The following is a 14,401-nucleotide window of genomic DNA, read 5'->3' as shown; positions in this document are numbered from 1 at the left end:
GACAACAATTACTAAAAATAATTTAACAAACGTTTAAGAGCGGAAAAAAAGAAAAAATTTTGAAAAGACCTTGTGAATGATACAAGGTCTTTTTTTTATTGGAGGAATCGCTTTGGAAAATCAAACGAAAAATACAAAAAAATATACAAAAGAAGATATTGAAAAAGCCGCAGCACTTGATATTGTTGATTATTGTATGCAAAATGATATTCCTGTTAAGAGCGACAGCGAGCGTTATTATCGTCTTGTACAACATGACAGTCTAATCATTGATAGAATGAAAAATCAATTCTACTGGAACAGTAGAGGCGTTAATGGTAATGTTATTAATTTTGTTCAGGAAGTTGAAGGAGCATCCTTTCCAGGAGCCATGCAGCGTTTACTCGAAGGGGAAAAAGATTATGAAAAGGCTTCAGAGGTTAAATACGTAAGTGAACCTTATGACTATGAACAATTTTCTAAAAAAGAAGTATCTAATTTTGACCGAGCAAAAGAGTACCTGGTTAATGATAGGAAAATTGATCCTCAAATAGTAGAGGCATTGCATAATAAAGGTTTGATTAAGCAAGATAAGTACAATAATGTATTGTTTTTATGGAAAGACCGTGAAACTGGAGCAGTGATGGGTGGATCAGAGCAAGGAGTCGTTAAGTCAGATAAGTACAAACGTGGAGCATGGAAAAATACCCAAAAAAACTCTACAGCTAACTATGGTTTTAATGTATTAAATGGTGAACCCCGAAATTTAAAGTTTTTTGAGTCATCAATTGATTTACTGAGTTACGCATCACTACATAAAAAGGATCTTAAAGATACGCATTTGGTTAGTATGGAGGGACTTAAACCACAAGTGATATTTAATTACTATATGAAAAGCCAGGAGCGAATTGGTGATGTTCCTGATAGTCTTGCTTTATGTGTAGATAATGACAAAGCGGGTAAAGCATTTGTGGAACGTTTGATACATTTTCGATATGAGAAAAATGATGGCAGCATTGTTGCATTTAAACCTGAATATCCTAAAGCACCGGAGGAAGCAAAAAAATGGGATTGGAATGATGAATGCAAGCGTATAGCTAAACAAGAAGAACAAGGAAGACTAACTGCTTATTTACAAAAAATGGGCAGAGAAAGATAAAAGAAGTGTAATTTTAAAATGAAGTTGAAAATGTTGATTTTTATTAGTGAATTGCATATAATAAGAGTACAAAATTAGAGTAGCCTTACTTTAGTAGGCGCGAAAAAATTGGTGTAACTCTACCGTAGTGAGTACCAAAAAATTGGTGTAGCCTTACCGTAGTAGGCACAAAAAAAGAATTTTAAAAGTAGGGAGAGTTTTCTTCCTACTTTTTTTGCTTTTAGGGGGAGAAGAAATTTGGCTAAAAAAGATAATCCTAAATTTTATACTATTTCAACTAAATATATAGACTATCTAAGAGAAACAGACAGTAAAGTACCCTTTAATAAAGATGAAAAGCATAGTAGACCATATGTAGGTGTCTTGGAAAAAATTAATGGCCATGATTATTTTGTACCTCTAACATCACGTAATGATAAAAATTTTAATAGCCAGGTCAGTGTAAAATTATTTGATAATGATAATCCTGAGAAGCGAATTGGAGTTTTATTGGTCAATAATATGATTCCAGTCCCTGAAAAGGAATGCAAGGAAATTGATATAGCAGAAAAAATGGAGACAGATCCTAAATACGGTAATTTGATGTTAAAACAATATTTATTTTTAAAAGACAATATGGATCGAGTTTCTAATAAAGTAGAAAAAGTATATAAAGATGTGACTGTACAAGGTAAGCCTTCACATAAACAGAAATTTTTAAAAGGAGTTTGCTGTGACTTCTCAAAATTAGAAGAAAAGTGCCAGGAGTATAAAGAAAAGGATCAAGCTAGACGAATAGCATATATGCGCCAAACGGGGCGTGAGAGATAAAAAGGACAACATATCGCTATGTTGTCCTTTTTATATTGTGAAGTTAAATAGCTTGTAGAAGTGGTAAAAAAGTTTAAAAGGAGCGATATTATGGGCAGGAAATTACTTATTAAGTATATCTTATATTTTTCATCGTATTTGCTAGTTTATATTGCTGCATTTCCGATTTTATTTGTTCTTGTTATGGCTGGTGATAGTCCCTATGAAGATCATCGTGTATTAGAATGGATTATTATTGGTTTTGAGGTTTTTGTTACACTCTTTGGTTCTTGGCTGTTAAACTTTATTTTTAGAAAAAGTGTAAACCTAAAATGGAAAGATAAATATTCTTTAATGATATTTACCTCACATCTGTTCCTTATTCCTTTAACATGGAAATTTTTGCTTAATTCTTAGAGGGAATTGAATGATTTAAAGGGCGAAATAGTGATAAATCGCATTTTGAGCAATTTGTGTAAATGTACACAAATACACATTTACACATGTTCGTGATTTTTTCAGGGAGTAGCATAATCAATGCTGCTCCCTTTATTTATATAAAATTTAAATAGTGAGAGGAAGTAAAAACGAATGTCAGTATTAATCCTAGCAGAGAAACCACCGCAAGCAAAAGCCTATTCTGAAGCCTTTCCGAATGTTCAAAAGAAAGATGGTTATTTCTATGTTCCGCCATGTTCTTTATTACCAACTGGAGGTAATATAACTTGGGCAATTGGTCATTTAGTAGAGTTAAATGCACCAGGAGATTATAAGAAAGAATGGGAGGATTGGGATATAACAAAACTTCCTATTTTACCTGAAAAATATGTTTATAAGGTAAAACAAAATAGAAGAAAACAGTTTAATATTGTGAAAAAGCTAATGCAAGAGGCGGAAATAATACACATTTCGACAGATATCGACAGAGAAGGAGAATTGATTGCAAGGTTAATTATTCAACAATCGGGGTGCATAAATAAAAAGATTAAGCGCCTATGGATCAACAGCCTAGAAGTAGATGAAATTCAAAAAGGTTTTCAAAATTTAAAGCCAGGAGTAGAAAAAGAAGATTTGTACCATGAAGCGCAGGCACGTCAAATTAGCGACTGGATTATAGGAATGAATGCTAGCAGGTTATATACTTTATTGTTACGTCAAAGGGGCGTTCAAGGGTCTTTCAGCGTGGGGCGTGTACAAACGCCGGTTTTGTGTTTGATTAATAAGCGACAACAAGAAATCCAAAACTTTAAGCCAATGCCTTTCTTTGAATTAGAAGCACAATTTACTTCTCCAAACGGTGTATACATGGGACGTTATAAAGAGAGATTTGCCACTAAAGGAGAATTAATGAGCTTGCTGCAGCAACATAGTCTTTCTGAAAAAAGTAGTCAACAAGGCATGATTACATCTGTAGAAGTAAAACCAAAACAAAAAGAAGCACCCAAACTATTCTCTCTATCTTCTATACAAGCTTTGGCCAACAAAAAATATAAGTATTCACCAGCTGACGTTTTAAAGGGAATTCAAGAATTGTACGAAGCGAAATTAGTAACATATCCCCGTACAGACTGTAATTACATTACAGAGGCTGAATTTGAGTATTTAAAGAATAATTTGAACGGTTATCAATCAATTTTAGGTGTGAATTTCCAACCACATTCATTAACTGCAAATAAGCGCTATGTCGATAATAAGAAAGTCCAGGAACACTATGCAATTGTATTAACCAAAAATGTTCCTTCAAAAGAAACAATTGCAAAATTGACGGATAAACAGAGAAATTTATATATGGAAGTTTTAAAAAGTGTTTTAAGCATGTTTCATTCGCCTTATATGTATGAAGAGACAGTTATAACAAGTGATTTGAACGGCCTGTTGTTCACCACAAAAGGAAAGGCAGAAAAATCATTAGGATGGAAAGAGTTGTATGTGACGGATAAAATTGAGGAAGAAGACGATCAAGAGAAAGTATCCATCTTACCTGTAGTTAAGCAAGGTGGATTTGTCCAGGGTTTAGTGAAATCAAAAGAAGGTGTAACGACTCCACCTAAACCATATACAGAGGGTCAATTGATTACTATGATGAAGACGTGTGGTTCTTCAGTAGAAGATGAAGAAAGTAAAGATATTCTTAAAGAAGTAGAGGGGCTAGGTACGGAAGCAACTCGCGCCGGTATAATAGAAACACTAAAAAATCAAGGTTATATAGAAGTAAAACGTAATAAAGTAAATGTTACACCGAAAGGAGAAATACTTTGCCAATCTGTCCAGGGAACTTTGTTAGCAAAACCTGAAATGACAGCGAAGTGGGAAGGATATTTGCGTAAAATCGGTAAAAAACAAGGCTCTAAGGATGTGTTTGTTAGTCAAACTAGTAAGTTTGCAAAGGATCTAATTGAAGGGGCTACAAAGTCCATTGCTGGGCTGAAAATAGATAATAAAATTCAAGAAATGAAATCAAAAGATACGGTTGGTAAATGTCCAAAATGTGGGAAGGACGTTGTAAATCGTAAAACTTTTTATGGGTGCAGCGGTTATAAAGATGGATGTAAATTCTCAATTCCAGGAGAATATTTAACTAAGAAAATTTCAGAACCAAATGCAAAGAAATTATTAGAAGGAAAGAAAACGGGATTAATTAAAAAGATGAAAGGGAAATCAGGAGTAGAGTTCGATGGTTATTTGAAAATTGTAGCATCAGGAAGACTGGATCTTGAATTTGCAGCAAAAAAATAACCAGGATGTAAATAGATAAAAAAGTTCTTTACTCATCCAAAAATGCAATGATTATGCATTTTATTAGTAAAGACCTTTTTTTATACAAGGATAAAGGAAATACAGTGAAACAGTTGTATAAAAAAAGTAACAATATGAAATTAATGAATTTTTAGGAAGGGTTGAATCATAAAGTATGAAAAATTTAAAGCTATTAAGAAAATTATTAGGATTCACCCAAAAATCTCTTGGGGAAGCACTTGGCGTTTCGAACCAGATGGTGAAAAATTGGGAGTTAGGTCTCAAAAATCCACGACTGGAAAATTTGGTTTCTATTGCAGACACACTTACGCAAAAAGCACAAGAAATTATTGAAGTTGAGTACGGGGAGGTACATAGCGAGAAGATTAGTATAGACTATTTACTCGGCAGAAACTTGGATGAAGGAACTTCATTATTACTAAGTCGTGTTTGGAGGATCTCGACTTATAATAGCAAAGGAATGAAAGGGAAATCAGGTAAAGAATTTAATGGGTATCTGAAGCTAAATGGTAGCGGAAGCATAGAGAATTGAGAATCATAGAAAGTCAGGGGAGAAGCGTTTTGAATTTACAAGTAATGTTACAAAAGATCAAATGGGCATTAATAGCAACTGTACTAGCTATTTTATCCAGTATGCTTTTTTCTTACATAAAAGCCAGTCTATCAATTGGAACTGGAAATGTGGCGAATGTAAATCAAAAGATAGAAATTAATCTCTTTTATGTATTGATACCTGTATTGGTTGCTCCTGTAATAGAAGAATTCTTATTTAGAAAGATTTTGCCACTTGGATTAGAAAAATTATTGGATCAGATCAACCGAACAACAGCGATTATTATTGCTAACGGTATCTTTGCAGCAGTTCATTTTGATTGGTTTTTCTTCCCTTACTTTGTGAATGGTTGTTTATATGCATGGAGTTACGAAACGACCAAAGATTTGAAAGTACCAATGTTAGCTCATATCTCATATAATGCATTTGTATTTTTGGCAACAAGCTTTTTAGTTAATTAACATGGCGCTATAACAATTATTTAGAAAAGGACTTCATAGCTACTTATGGAGTCCTTTTTTGTATATAGGAGGTACAAAAAATGTGTAGTAATATTATTCTTGCAAATCCTTTTAAAAGTAGTTTTCGTTGGAAAACTTTTGATATTGAAAATTGTGAAGGGAAAATGATGGTATACTGTTCCGACTGTAATGAAATATCAGAAGCAGTTGAAGTACAATCAGGCAGACATAGATTTTCCTGTCCACATTGTAAAAAAAGAATTATAAAATTACATAAATCAGATGCCTATATTACGAAAGTGTATAGTAAGGTTTTTGATTACGAAGAGAAAGTGGTATTTAGCTGCGCTTTTTATCATCATATTTTAAAATTCAGTTTTAATAAACTTAAAATGCGTAAAATGTCGGTATTGTATAGATATAATGTAACTCATAATAAAATTACGAAACAAACTTATTTAGTAAGAAAAGCAAGTAATCCCCAAAATAATAAAATAGCAAATATAACATATGGATGTATCCCAAGAAAATGGGGCTTGATATGGTCGCATTTAGAGTATATAGAACAAGATCCAGCATGGAAGGAATTTAGAGAAGGTTTAGTACCTTCGTGGTTTAATTTGGAAAAAGTATCAGGAATTCGTCAGTTCCCCTTCTATTTAAGGTATCCACAATTAGGTGTATTACCTTTAGAATTAACTCTAAACATAAAGTTCCGACAAGAATTAAAGAAAGCTAGAGGGAAACGAGAAGAGCTGTCAAAAATTCCTACTAGACAAATAGAAGTGTTGGAATGGCTTACAGATAAGAGAATTACAAAAAAAGAACGGAAAATTCTATTGGAAAATCCTAATTTGATTTATATGTATAGAATGGCAGCAATTTTGTTTGAAAATGTAGATATTAGACATTATTTTTTAGCTGATTTACTAAAAAGGAAGTATTTAAGCGATTCTGGAGATGCGGATTATTTCAGTGAAACTATTATAGAGAATTTATTTAAAAAGAGATATGTATCAGCTTTTCTAAGTGTCAAAAAGCATTTTGTAAATGAGAAGAAATATGCTAAGGAGTTACTACAGCTAATAAAAGTTGATAGTAACGATCCGTATGGAATGATTGATGTTTTTTCTTACATTAGGGATATTGAGAAGATGGAAAAGGAACTTTGTAAAGAGATTCCTGGCTATCAGTTACCGCCATTCCAAACATTAAAATCATTCCATGATATTTTAGCAAAGGACTATAAGAAAATCCAAAATAAATGTATTAATATAGAATATACTAAAACTGAAAAAGAGAAACTACAGTTCGATACACCAACACATCATTTTAAACTAGCAAAGAGTAATCATGAGTTAGTAGATGTAGGATCTAAATTAGGGATATGTGTAGGTTCATATTCTTCATACGCTATAAAGAAAAAATTGTTTATAGTATTGATGGAAGATAAGGAAACAAATACTGTAACACACTGTTTAGAAGTGGATAATGGTAAGAAGTTAAAATTGGTACAAGCAAAAGGGAAATACAATGGTCTTCCTAGTAAAGAAATTAGTGATATGATTATGAAGTATTCTCAAGAAAAAGGGATAATAATTGATACCTATGATATTACCTCAACAGTGGCAGCTAGTTAAATTTATTGCGATAGAAATATATAGTTATTACTAGTAAAAAAGACTTTTAAATTATATGAAGTCTTTTTTATTCACCTCGAATTTTGTACACATGTGTAAATGTGTAAATGTACACATGTGCACATTTAATATTGATATGCTTATTTAATGGGTGTATAATAGCGTTAACAGATAAAAATGTGTAAATGTGTAAATGTGTAAAAATACACATTTACACATTTCGGAGAATTTAATATAGCATGATGGTGAAGGAGAATCGCGCAAGGGCCAGGTGAAGTAACAGTATTTTTTTGCTTCTTACTAATTTTTATTTATATATCTTGTGGAGGGATTGTAGTGAAGTTTTTTAAAAGGATTAACAATGATAATTTCTATGAACTAGTAGAAGATGTTCCTGAATTAAGTAAAGTGCTAGATATACATACAGAAGAGGAATTGTTTGAATTAGGTTATTGTGTGTTAGAAGATTCCATACTTGCTATAAGGTCATTAGATTTGGATTCAAGTTTTAATAAATCTATTAGAAGTGAATTGTGTTTTTGGGTACAGAATATTAGTAGTGTAATTCATAACATTCCTGGAAAGCTTCGTTTACGTGATACTACTTTTCTTAAGGAGGAACTATATAAGGCAATTAAAGTTTTATATAGTTTAAAACAGCGTAGATTTGAGGGGATAATAATATCAACTACACGAATTGAAGAATGTATAAAAAATGTGAGCGATTCGATTAGTAAATAGGAAAGGTAGGAAAGGACAATAATGAAAGATGTTAATAAGGATATAGAGGAATATTCATCCACTTGGGATTTTTTGGATTTTTGGACTAAATTCTTTTTTATAGGAACAGCGATTTTTTGTGGAATAATCTTATTGATGTGTGTGCTGTATTTGTTTAATTAAATCACTGTTTTAATGAAATTTGAATTTTATGGAAAAAACGAGGTGTAGTCAATTGGTTGTTCAAAATATATCTTATTGGAATGTTAAAGAAATTAATGAAAATACTGTATTTATTACTTTGACTAATGAAGAAGCTCGCAGGTTAAAAGGTGTAGTAAGTAAGCTAGTTTTACATTTTTCTAGGTTGCAAATAGGGAAAGGATATATATCAATACCTATTTCACCTTTAAAAGCGGAGTTTTATTTTAGTCGTTCATCATTCTATTCAAGAGTTAATCCTCCTCTAGATAAATTTGTTTATTTCGAAGAAAATAAAGTTGATTTCAAACAATTTGTATTTCCCTTTCCGTTTTTAGGAATTATAGAGCATGATTTTTCAAAGGGAATAATGTTTGAGTTTAAAAAACAGAAGGATAAAATTATACTTCTTGACCTTTTAAATCAAGCTTATAAATCACTTTTGAAAATTTGAATTTTATAGAAAAGGAGAGAATGGTCATGAAAAGTATTTATAGAACCGAAAAAGATTTATTAATAGAACAAATGTGGGATATTGTACTAGATGCCACAAGAGAAAACGGAAAAGTAATAAATGATGCTGGCTGTGATTGGTTTACAGTTGATAATAAAACTTATATAGGGTCAAAAGAATGGTTAGTTTCAGAAAATATAGAAGTAGCAAGGCTGGTAAATGCAATTAATACGCTAAATGGCTCTAAAGATCTAATCAATAATTATAATGAAGTACCAATTGAAACAGCTACATGCGAGACAAAAGATGAACAATTATTGATTGAACTTGCATCAAATGCACATAGGGCGAGAAATAAAGAGCGTTTAGATAATATTTTGCTTAGAATGTTATCGGTAATGGTTAAAGGAACACCTTATCAAACTGATGTAGCAAAACCTTTTGATGTGCGTAGAGATTATGATGAGTTAGAACGTAAAGGTAGATCACAACTGATTATGAACCTATTTGAAGTAGGTAAGAAATACGAAATAGAAACTTTCATCAAAAGGAGAGGGGACAATGAGTATTTTAAATGCAAGTGTTATGTAAAAGAAAAAACTTATGAAAGTTTAGCTATTACTGTTTTTGAACCATCTAATGTAGGAGAATATTTAATTGATTGGGAAGATGTAGCTGCTGTCAAAGAAATAGAATAAATCATCAATCGGAGTAACTCCTAAAGAGGAATTGATTGTCTGTCTGTTAATGAGGGTTAATTTAATCAAGTATGGCATGATATAAATGATTAATCTTATATAATTTGAAAAATGTAAAGAAAAGAGGAATAAGAAAATGCACAAAGCAGAATATATAGAGTGTCCATATTGTGAACATGTCCATTCTGATTATCATGATTATTTAGAGGTTGGTGATCTAGGAGGAGAATTTAAAATGAATTGTGTGGGGTGTAAAGAGCAGTTTAAAGTAGATTTCTACAGCGTTTTTTGGTTCGAAACAAAAAAGAAAAAAGAATTATAGAGTCTATTAAATCGAGAAAAGTAATTTTCTTAAAGAAGGGGAAGACATATTAATGTGGATTCAAGGACTATTTGCGGTTCTGTGTGTAGTTAGTTTCATATCGTTTTGTATTTTTACGGGGATATATTTGTTTTGGAAGAAAACTGATGAAGTAGCTATTGCAGTATATGGAAGCGCGATCCTTACAGGAGCAACCTCGATCACAATAAACATTTTGTAGAAGGAGTTGAGGGTATGTCAACTAAGTATACGGCTCTACGTGGCAAGGTAGTTATTAAAGAAGAGTTTATAGAACTGGTTAATTTAATTAATAATGGACATTGGAAAGAAGCAATTATTAAGTATCCTTTCTTAAAAGAGCATTACAAAGTTAAAGGGAGTACGGCCGTACCTTTTTGTAAGAATGCTATTACTATTTTTACTAATCCTGACTTAAGCCCAAGTATGTATGGAGAATTACATCTTGAGACAGATCCTGGTCATTGGTCGACAGATAGAAGTTACTTTACAGATCTACAGGGATTAGAGTGGAGTTTTATTACTTGCTTAAGTGATTATCCAGACGGAAATGAATTAAACAAAACACCTATAGCATCCTTCATTAATGTTGTTTTAACAAAAGTGGCCAGTCACATTATAAGACTAGAAGAATACTACCAGGAGTGGGATTATGAATCTGTTGGCTACGATTTTGATCAAACCTATAAAAATAAAATTGTTAGAACATCAAAATTTAGTTATATCTGTAATAAGTGTGAAAGGCCTGTGTTTTTTTGTGACGGAGAATGCTAAGTTGTTAGAAAAGGAGGTAATATTATAGCATGAGGAGAATCAAGACTAGATCAGTATCAAAAAAAACAGAGGGAATGCAAGCCTTATTTTTAGGAGTACTTGTTACTAGTAGTGGGTTAGCTGGTTTATCTTTAGTAGCTACATATGAAACGATAAAGACAGTTTGTGGGGTTACTTCTAGTATTGCAGCAATAATATTTGTCCTCTTGCTTAAAATAGAAGATAAGGAGAAAAATAGTTGAATAGGGGGTATCGGGAATGTATAAATCAATATGTCTCAAAGATTTTAAAGATTTTAAAAGAGGACAAATATTTAATACTTATGAAAGATCAAGTTATGCTTATTTAAACGATGAAGATAGTAAGGATGATGAATTTATAGAAATACCTTTTGCGGATTTTAAACACTATTTTCGTATCATTACTTATGTTATCGGGATACCAATAATAATCAAAAAACATAAGTATAAATTCTTTAAAAAAATTGAATTTGAAGAGGTAGGATACAAGGTATATGGTTTTGATTTAGAAACAAAATATTTAAAGCGAATTCAACGTGAAATCTTTCTTCCACTGTATTTACTTGAAGAAGATGAAGAGTTTCTATTAGAGTTTTCTTATACTTTAAATTATGTATTGAATAGCCTGAAAGAAATTTCAAAGATTTACAAAATGACAGATATAGATTTAGACGTGGAAATTACTAGGGCAGCTAAGTATTTGAATGAATTAGAAACATTATACAATAATGCTGATAAATCGGCTCGAGTGAAGGCTCAAAGATTACTGGAAAATCATCATAATTACATGGATTACATTATGATGGCCATGAATAATATTAATAAATGCTAAAGTAGAAGTAACTAGTATTGCAGAAACATGTATTAAAAGAGAAGATATTCAACTAAGCGAGTTAGCAATTTAGCTGGAGAATAAAGCGAAGAATGAGGAATGGATAAAAGAGTTATTCTGTAGGATTTAATCAAATTTGAATTTTATTGAGAAGGAGAATGGATATGCGTAGTTTGGGTAAAAGCATAGGGGAACCTTTAATAACTAAGTATTTACAAGCAACAGTTAACAAAGAACAAATCATTACATCGCCTATTGATGATGGTGCTTTAGTGAAAAATGAAATTAAGCTGCACAGATTAAAGGGAATGGCTAAAGAAAAGCACGACTTTCAGGAGTTTAATAATATACAGAATCTAAATAGAAAATCAAATTATCAAAAGCAAGAACTAAATGACTTCATTGGAAACGAAGAGATGAAAACGAAAATCAAACGTGAATTACAGAAGGGTAAATAGTTTAATCAAATTTGAATTTTGAATAAATAAAATTTTAAGATTTTTCAAAGGTGATATTTAATAGTAAGAAACATTTCATAGGAGAAAGGAATGAGTGAATTGAAAGAAATTATAACTACTCAAAAGGCTATTGAACAATTAGAGCGAGGATTACAACACCGTCGTAATATGTTGAATTATTTAAATGATGACGTTGAAAGCGCAGAACTTATAAAGAGGGAGATTGGTTCTATTGCAGCATTTTTAAATAAACAAGGGGTTGAAATTAAAAAGGAATCTCCAGAAATTTTAGCATTAAGATTTATAGAGGTCAGATCAGATTACGTTGCTAAAGAATTGCGTGAAGAGACTACAAAAAACTTCTTTTACCTTGAATCGGGCACCCTAAAACCACTTGCTAATTACAAAGTTTTTGAGAAAGAAATTATAGATAATCCTGATGAAATTAAATGCTATGAACAATTAAAAGAAATCCAAGATGAAGTTTAATATTCGTTTGTAATTTCAATTTACGTTTTCATAATACATCGCCATGTTGAAGGAGGGGAACTAGTTTATGGGAGTAGCTTGGCAATACTTTAGAGAATATGAAATAGTAAAACACGAGGAGAACGATTTTGATTACATGATAAGGTATTTAGATGGAGATAAATTACTTCTTACGTATCTAACAAGTGGTAATTTAACCGGGGTTTTTTCAAGTTTTAACATTGATATACCAATGTATTGTGAATTTGATCCACCAAATTCAGGGGTATTAGAATTAGTTTCTCCAATTAAAATAATTAAAGTTTGTGAGAAAGTGATTAAGATTTTAAAAGAGGAGACCAATCCTGAATTTACTGATTCATCTAATGAAGAAAAGTGGAGATTGTGGGGTCCTGACGATTTAAGTAATTATAAATGTGATACTATAGAAGACTTAAACAATAGGTTTATCAGACAATTAATATGCATTCAAGAACTTTCAAGACAAGGGTTTTATTTTGTACAAAATATTGATTAAATAAGAGGTCTGGAATAAGTTGAAAACAACTGTAGGTAAATTTCAGGTGAGGGAAATCCGGAAAGTAGACAATAAATTAATATTTTTTTATAAACGAATGTATATATGTAACTGTTTGTAATACAGAGGATTGTGTAAAGGAGAAAACAAAATTGAGTTATTATTTTAGTACAACGAGAAATGAAAATTCAAATGAAAAAATTGATTTATTTTACATATTTTGTTTTGTAGGATTGGCGGTTCTTATTGTTATATATGCGTTTTATTTACCAGCTAGAGAACATGAAGAAAAACAAAATAGTAAAAATATATTAATTGCTGAAGAGTTGATAGCAAAAGAGTTGAAAATAGATAAGAAAAACTTTGATGTAGAACTAAAAAAAGAGGAAGCGAAATTAATGCTTAATAGTTGGACGAGTAATAAGGTCAATTGTTTTGTTTTTGCAAATGGAAAAAGATTTGAAGTTTCATTGGAAATGGAACAAATAGATGATCATAATACATTTAAGCCTGTTAAAATTAAAAGAATTGTAGAACGTTAGAAGTATATAAGAAATACAAATGGAGGGATAGATATGGTGATTGAAGGTATAAATCAAATGTCTATGGCTATATGTGTTGCTGGTATAGTGACATCAATTTCTTTTGGTTTTTTTGTAATAAAAAATAGATTAAATAAATTTGATGAATATAGCAAAGAAATAACAGGAAGAGATGTTGACGAAGTAGTTAATTACCTAAAAAGTAACAACATTAAATCCTGTGTAGTAAGTAGGAGCCATAAAGGGATTAAAATATCTAATAGATCCCCCAAATAGTATAGTAAATGTATATAAAAAGATCACCTGTCTTGGAAACTGGTGATCTTTTTAGTGAATAAAATTGCTACTTGCCAAAAGCAGGTAGTTGTTATCCTATTCATATGTTCTGTAAATATTATAACACAATTCTTTTCGTTAAAATAAAAACATGGCGCTATATTCTTATTTTTTTATAGGTTATAGAAGTTGATTTTTAGAATGATTTAATTTTTTGAGTTCATATTCCAACGTCTGTATATCTTCAGCTTTTTTTATTTCTTCCCTGGCATTTAATTCTTGCTCTAAACGAGCTGTGGATTCGCTATTTATATATCTTTCGTTTTTATCTTCTAAAATAGTTAATTCCTCACCGGTAGCAGTGTGATCTACAGCAATTCCACCACATTTTTCAGCTATCCTCATAGCGCCATGTTTCTCTAAGAAAGGGAAGGCGTATGTTTTATCGTTAACAAATTCATAACTGAAATTGCACTCATCTTCATTTTTTCTTAATAAGCCACCAGCGTAATACATATTACCTAAATTCACTAGCCAATATGTTATTTGCTTATCTTTTAATGGGTTCATTATTGATGATCTCCTTTAAAGTTTTAGTTTTGTATAGCGCTATGTTACTTTTTATTTGGGTCTATTTTAATCATTTGAATTTGGAAGATGTCACTATGTTTTATATCCAGTTCTCGCAGCTCATCTTTTAGTGAGCGCCAGGATTCAATTTTGATAGATTTAGTAGACCTAT

20 protein-coding genes are annotated in these 14,401 nt (G+C 31.2%); 19 read left to right on the top strand and 1 reads right to left on the bottom strand.

The features are described from left to right. The first annotated feature begins 112 nt into the window (after positions 1-112). From C4S65_RS25945 to C4S65_RS25855, 19 genes are all read left to right on the top strand, one after another. Positions 113-1,138 carry a DUF3991 and TOPRIM domain-containing protein gene (locus C4S65_RS25945; RefSeq protein WP_103945578.1) on the top strand — a complete coding sequence of 342 codons (1,026 nt, stop codon included), beginning with the start codon at positions 113-115 and terminating at the stop codon, positions 1,136-1,138. A 237-nt stretch (positions 1,139-1,375) separates the two neighbouring features. Next, complete coding sequence (locus C4S65_RS25940; protein ID WP_103945577.1) at positions 1,376-1,948, top strand: type III toxin-antitoxin system ToxN/AbiQ family toxin; 573 nt, start codon at positions 1,376-1,378, stop codon at positions 1,946-1,948. A gap of 90 nt (positions 1,949-2,038) precedes the next feature. Continuing rightward, the gene (locus tag C4S65_RS25935) at positions 2,039-2,344 is read left to right on the top strand and encodes a hypothetical protein (protein WP_103945576.1); all 306 of its coding nucleotides are present in this window, start codon (positions 2,039-2,041) and stop codon (positions 2,342-2,344) included. Positions 2,345-2,518: 174 nt separating this feature from the next. Beyond that, complete coding sequence (locus C4S65_RS25930; RefSeq protein WP_103945575.1) at positions 2,519-4,663, top strand: type IA DNA topoisomerase; 2,145 nt, start codon at positions 2,519-2,521, stop codon at positions 4,661-4,663. 175 nt (positions 4,664-4,838) lie between these two features. Then, a complete protein-coding gene (locus C4S65_RS25925; protein ID WP_103945574.1) occupies positions 4,839-5,216 on the top strand; it encodes a helix-turn-helix domain-containing protein in 378 nt (125 codons plus the stop codon). 29 nt (positions 5,217-5,245) lie between these two features. After that, complete coding sequence (locus C4S65_RS25920; RefSeq protein WP_142391588.1) at positions 5,246-5,698, top strand: CPBP family intramembrane glutamic endopeptidase; 453 nt, start codon at positions 5,246-5,248, stop codon at positions 5,696-5,698. An 80-nt stretch (positions 5,699-5,778) separates the two neighbouring features. Further along, positions 5,779-7,338 carry a PcfJ domain-containing protein gene (locus C4S65_RS25915; protein ID WP_103945573.1) on the top strand — a complete coding sequence of 520 codons (1,560 nt, stop codon included), beginning with the start codon at positions 5,779-5,781 and terminating at the stop codon, positions 7,336-7,338. Between the two features lie 336 nt (positions 7,339-7,674). Further along, positions 7,675-8,079, top strand: coding sequence for a hypothetical protein (locus C4S65_RS25910; protein ID WP_061664007.1), 405 nt, complete (start codon positions 7,675-7,677; stop codon positions 8,077-8,079). A 214-nt stretch (positions 8,080-8,293) separates the two neighbouring features. After that, positions 8,294-8,713: a hypothetical protein gene (locus C4S65_RS25905; RefSeq protein ID WP_016084225.1), complete on the top strand. Its 420-nt coding sequence runs from the start codon at positions 8,294-8,296 to the stop codon at positions 8,711-8,713. Positions 8,714-8,739: 26 nt separating this feature from the next. Continuing rightward, positions 8,740-9,411: a hypothetical protein gene (locus tag C4S65_RS25900; RefSeq protein WP_103945572.1), complete on the top strand. Its 672-nt coding sequence runs from the start codon at positions 8,740-8,742 to the stop codon at positions 9,409-9,411. A 136-nt stretch (positions 9,412-9,547) separates the two neighbouring features. Continuing rightward, positions 9,548-9,733 (top strand): hypothetical protein, encoded by a 186-nt coding sequence (locus C4S65_RS25895; protein WP_088021079.1) that lies wholly within the window; start codon positions 9,548-9,550, stop codon positions 9,731-9,733. 234 nt (positions 9,734-9,967) lie between these two features. Continuing rightward, entirely contained in the window at positions 9,968-10,525 is a 558-nt protein-coding gene (locus C4S65_RS25890; RefSeq protein ID WP_086401549.1) for a hypothetical protein, read from the top strand. A gap of 29 nt (positions 10,526-10,554) precedes the next feature. Then, positions 10,555-10,767 (top strand): hypothetical protein, encoded by a 213-nt coding sequence (locus C4S65_RS25885; RefSeq protein WP_103945571.1) that lies wholly within the window; start codon positions 10,555-10,557, stop codon positions 10,765-10,767. 16 nt (positions 10,768-10,783) lie between these two features. Then, positions 10,784-11,377 (top strand): hypothetical protein, encoded by a 594-nt coding sequence (locus C4S65_RS25880; RefSeq protein ID WP_098301270.1) that lies wholly within the window; start codon positions 10,784-10,786, stop codon positions 11,375-11,377. A 164-nt stretch (positions 11,378-11,541) separates the two neighbouring features. Continuing rightward, complete coding sequence (locus C4S65_RS25875) at positions 11,542-11,835, top strand: hypothetical protein (protein ID WP_098301269.1); 294 nt, start codon at positions 11,542-11,544, stop codon at positions 11,833-11,835. A gap of 90 nt (positions 11,836-11,925) precedes the next feature. After that, positions 11,926-12,324 (top strand): hypothetical protein, encoded by a 399-nt coding sequence (locus tag C4S65_RS25870; RefSeq protein WP_103945570.1) that lies wholly within the window; start codon positions 11,926-11,928, stop codon positions 12,322-12,324. A 67-nt stretch (positions 12,325-12,391) separates the two neighbouring features. Next, the gene (locus C4S65_RS25865) at positions 12,392-12,841 is read left to right on the top strand and encodes a vacuolar protein-sorting protein 36 (RefSeq protein ID WP_098301265.1); all 450 of its coding nucleotides are present in this window, start codon (positions 12,392-12,394) and stop codon (positions 12,839-12,841) included. 152 nt (positions 12,842-12,993) lie between these two features. Beyond that, positions 12,994-13,383 carry a hypothetical protein gene (locus tag C4S65_RS25860; protein ID WP_087876255.1) on the top strand — a complete coding sequence of 130 codons (390 nt, stop codon included), beginning with the start codon at positions 12,994-12,996 and terminating at the stop codon, positions 13,381-13,383. A 33-nt stretch (positions 13,384-13,416) separates the two neighbouring features. Next, complete coding sequence (locus C4S65_RS25855) at positions 13,417-13,659, top strand: hypothetical protein (RefSeq protein WP_098301264.1); 243 nt, start codon at positions 13,417-13,419, stop codon at positions 13,657-13,659. Positions 13,660-13,839: 180 nt separating this feature from the next. On the opposite strand, the gene C4S65_RS25850 is transcribed toward C4S65_RS25855, so the two are convergent. After that, entirely contained in the window at positions 13,840-14,229 is a 390-nt protein-coding gene (locus C4S65_RS25850; protein WP_098301262.1) for a hypothetical protein, read from the bottom strand. Positions 14,230-14,401 lie beyond the last annotated feature (172 nt).

This window comes from Bacillus sp. ok061 (assembly GCF_900108285.1).
Taxonomy (GTDB): domain Bacteria; phylum Bacillota; class Bacilli; order Bacillales; family Bacillaceae_G; genus Bacillus_A; species Bacillus_A thuringiensis_S.
The sequence above is the reverse complement of the archived record's forward strand: the minus strand, read 5'-3'. Positions and strand labels throughout refer to the sequence as shown.

Excerpts from the sequence above, each read along its gene's own strand:
- C4S65_RS25935 (WP_103945576.1), top strand. The coding sequence starts at position 2,039 with ATGGGCAGGAAATTACTTATTAAGTATATCTTATATTTTTCATCGTAT.
- C4S65_RS25930 (WP_103945575.1), top strand. The coding sequence starts at position 2,519 with ATGTCAGTATTAATCCTAGCAGAGAAACCACCGCAAGCAAAAGCCTAT.
- C4S65_RS25925 (WP_103945574.1), top strand. The coding sequence starts at position 4,839 with ATGAAAAATTTAAAGCTATTAAGAAAATTATTAGGATTCACCCAAAAA.
- C4S65_RS25915 (WP_103945573.1), top strand. The coding sequence starts at position 5,779 with ATGTGTAGTAATATTATTCTTGCAAATCCTTTTAAAAGTAGTTTTCGT.
- C4S65_RS25900 (WP_103945572.1), top strand. The coding sequence starts at position 8,740 with ATGAAAAGTATTTATAGAACCGAAAAAGATTTATTAATAGAACAAATG.
- C4S65_RS25895 (WP_088021079.1), top strand. The coding sequence starts at position 9,548 with ATGCACAAAGCAGAATATATAGAGTGTCCATATTGTGAACATGTCCAT.
- C4S65_RS25890 (WP_086401549.1), top strand. The coding sequence starts at position 9,968 with ATGTCAACTAAGTATACGGCTCTACGTGGCAAGGTAGTTATTAAAGAA.
- C4S65_RS25885 (WP_103945571.1), top strand. The coding sequence starts at position 10,555 with ATGAGGAGAATCAAGACTAGATCAGTATCAAAAAAAACAGAGGGAATG.
- C4S65_RS25880 (WP_098301270.1), top strand. The coding sequence starts at position 10,784 with ATGTATAAATCAATATGTCTCAAAGATTTTAAAGATTTTAAAAGAGGA.
- C4S65_RS25875 (WP_098301269.1), top strand. The coding sequence starts at position 11,542 with ATGCGTAGTTTGGGTAAAAGCATAGGGGAACCTTTAATAACTAAGTAT.
- C4S65_RS25870 (WP_103945570.1), top strand. The coding sequence starts at position 11,926 with ATGAGTGAATTGAAAGAAATTATAACTACTCAAAAGGCTATTGAACAA.
- C4S65_RS25865 (WP_098301265.1), top strand. The coding sequence starts at position 12,392 with ATGGGAGTAGCTTGGCAATACTTTAGAGAATATGAAATAGTAAAACAC.
- C4S65_RS25855 (WP_098301264.1), top strand. The coding sequence starts at position 13,417 with ATGGTGATTGAAGGTATAAATCAAATGTCTATGGCTATATGTGTTGCT.
- C4S65_RS25850 (WP_098301262.1), bottom strand. The coding sequence starts at position 14,229 with ATGAACCCATTAAAAGATAAGCAAATAACATATTGGCTAGTGAATTTA.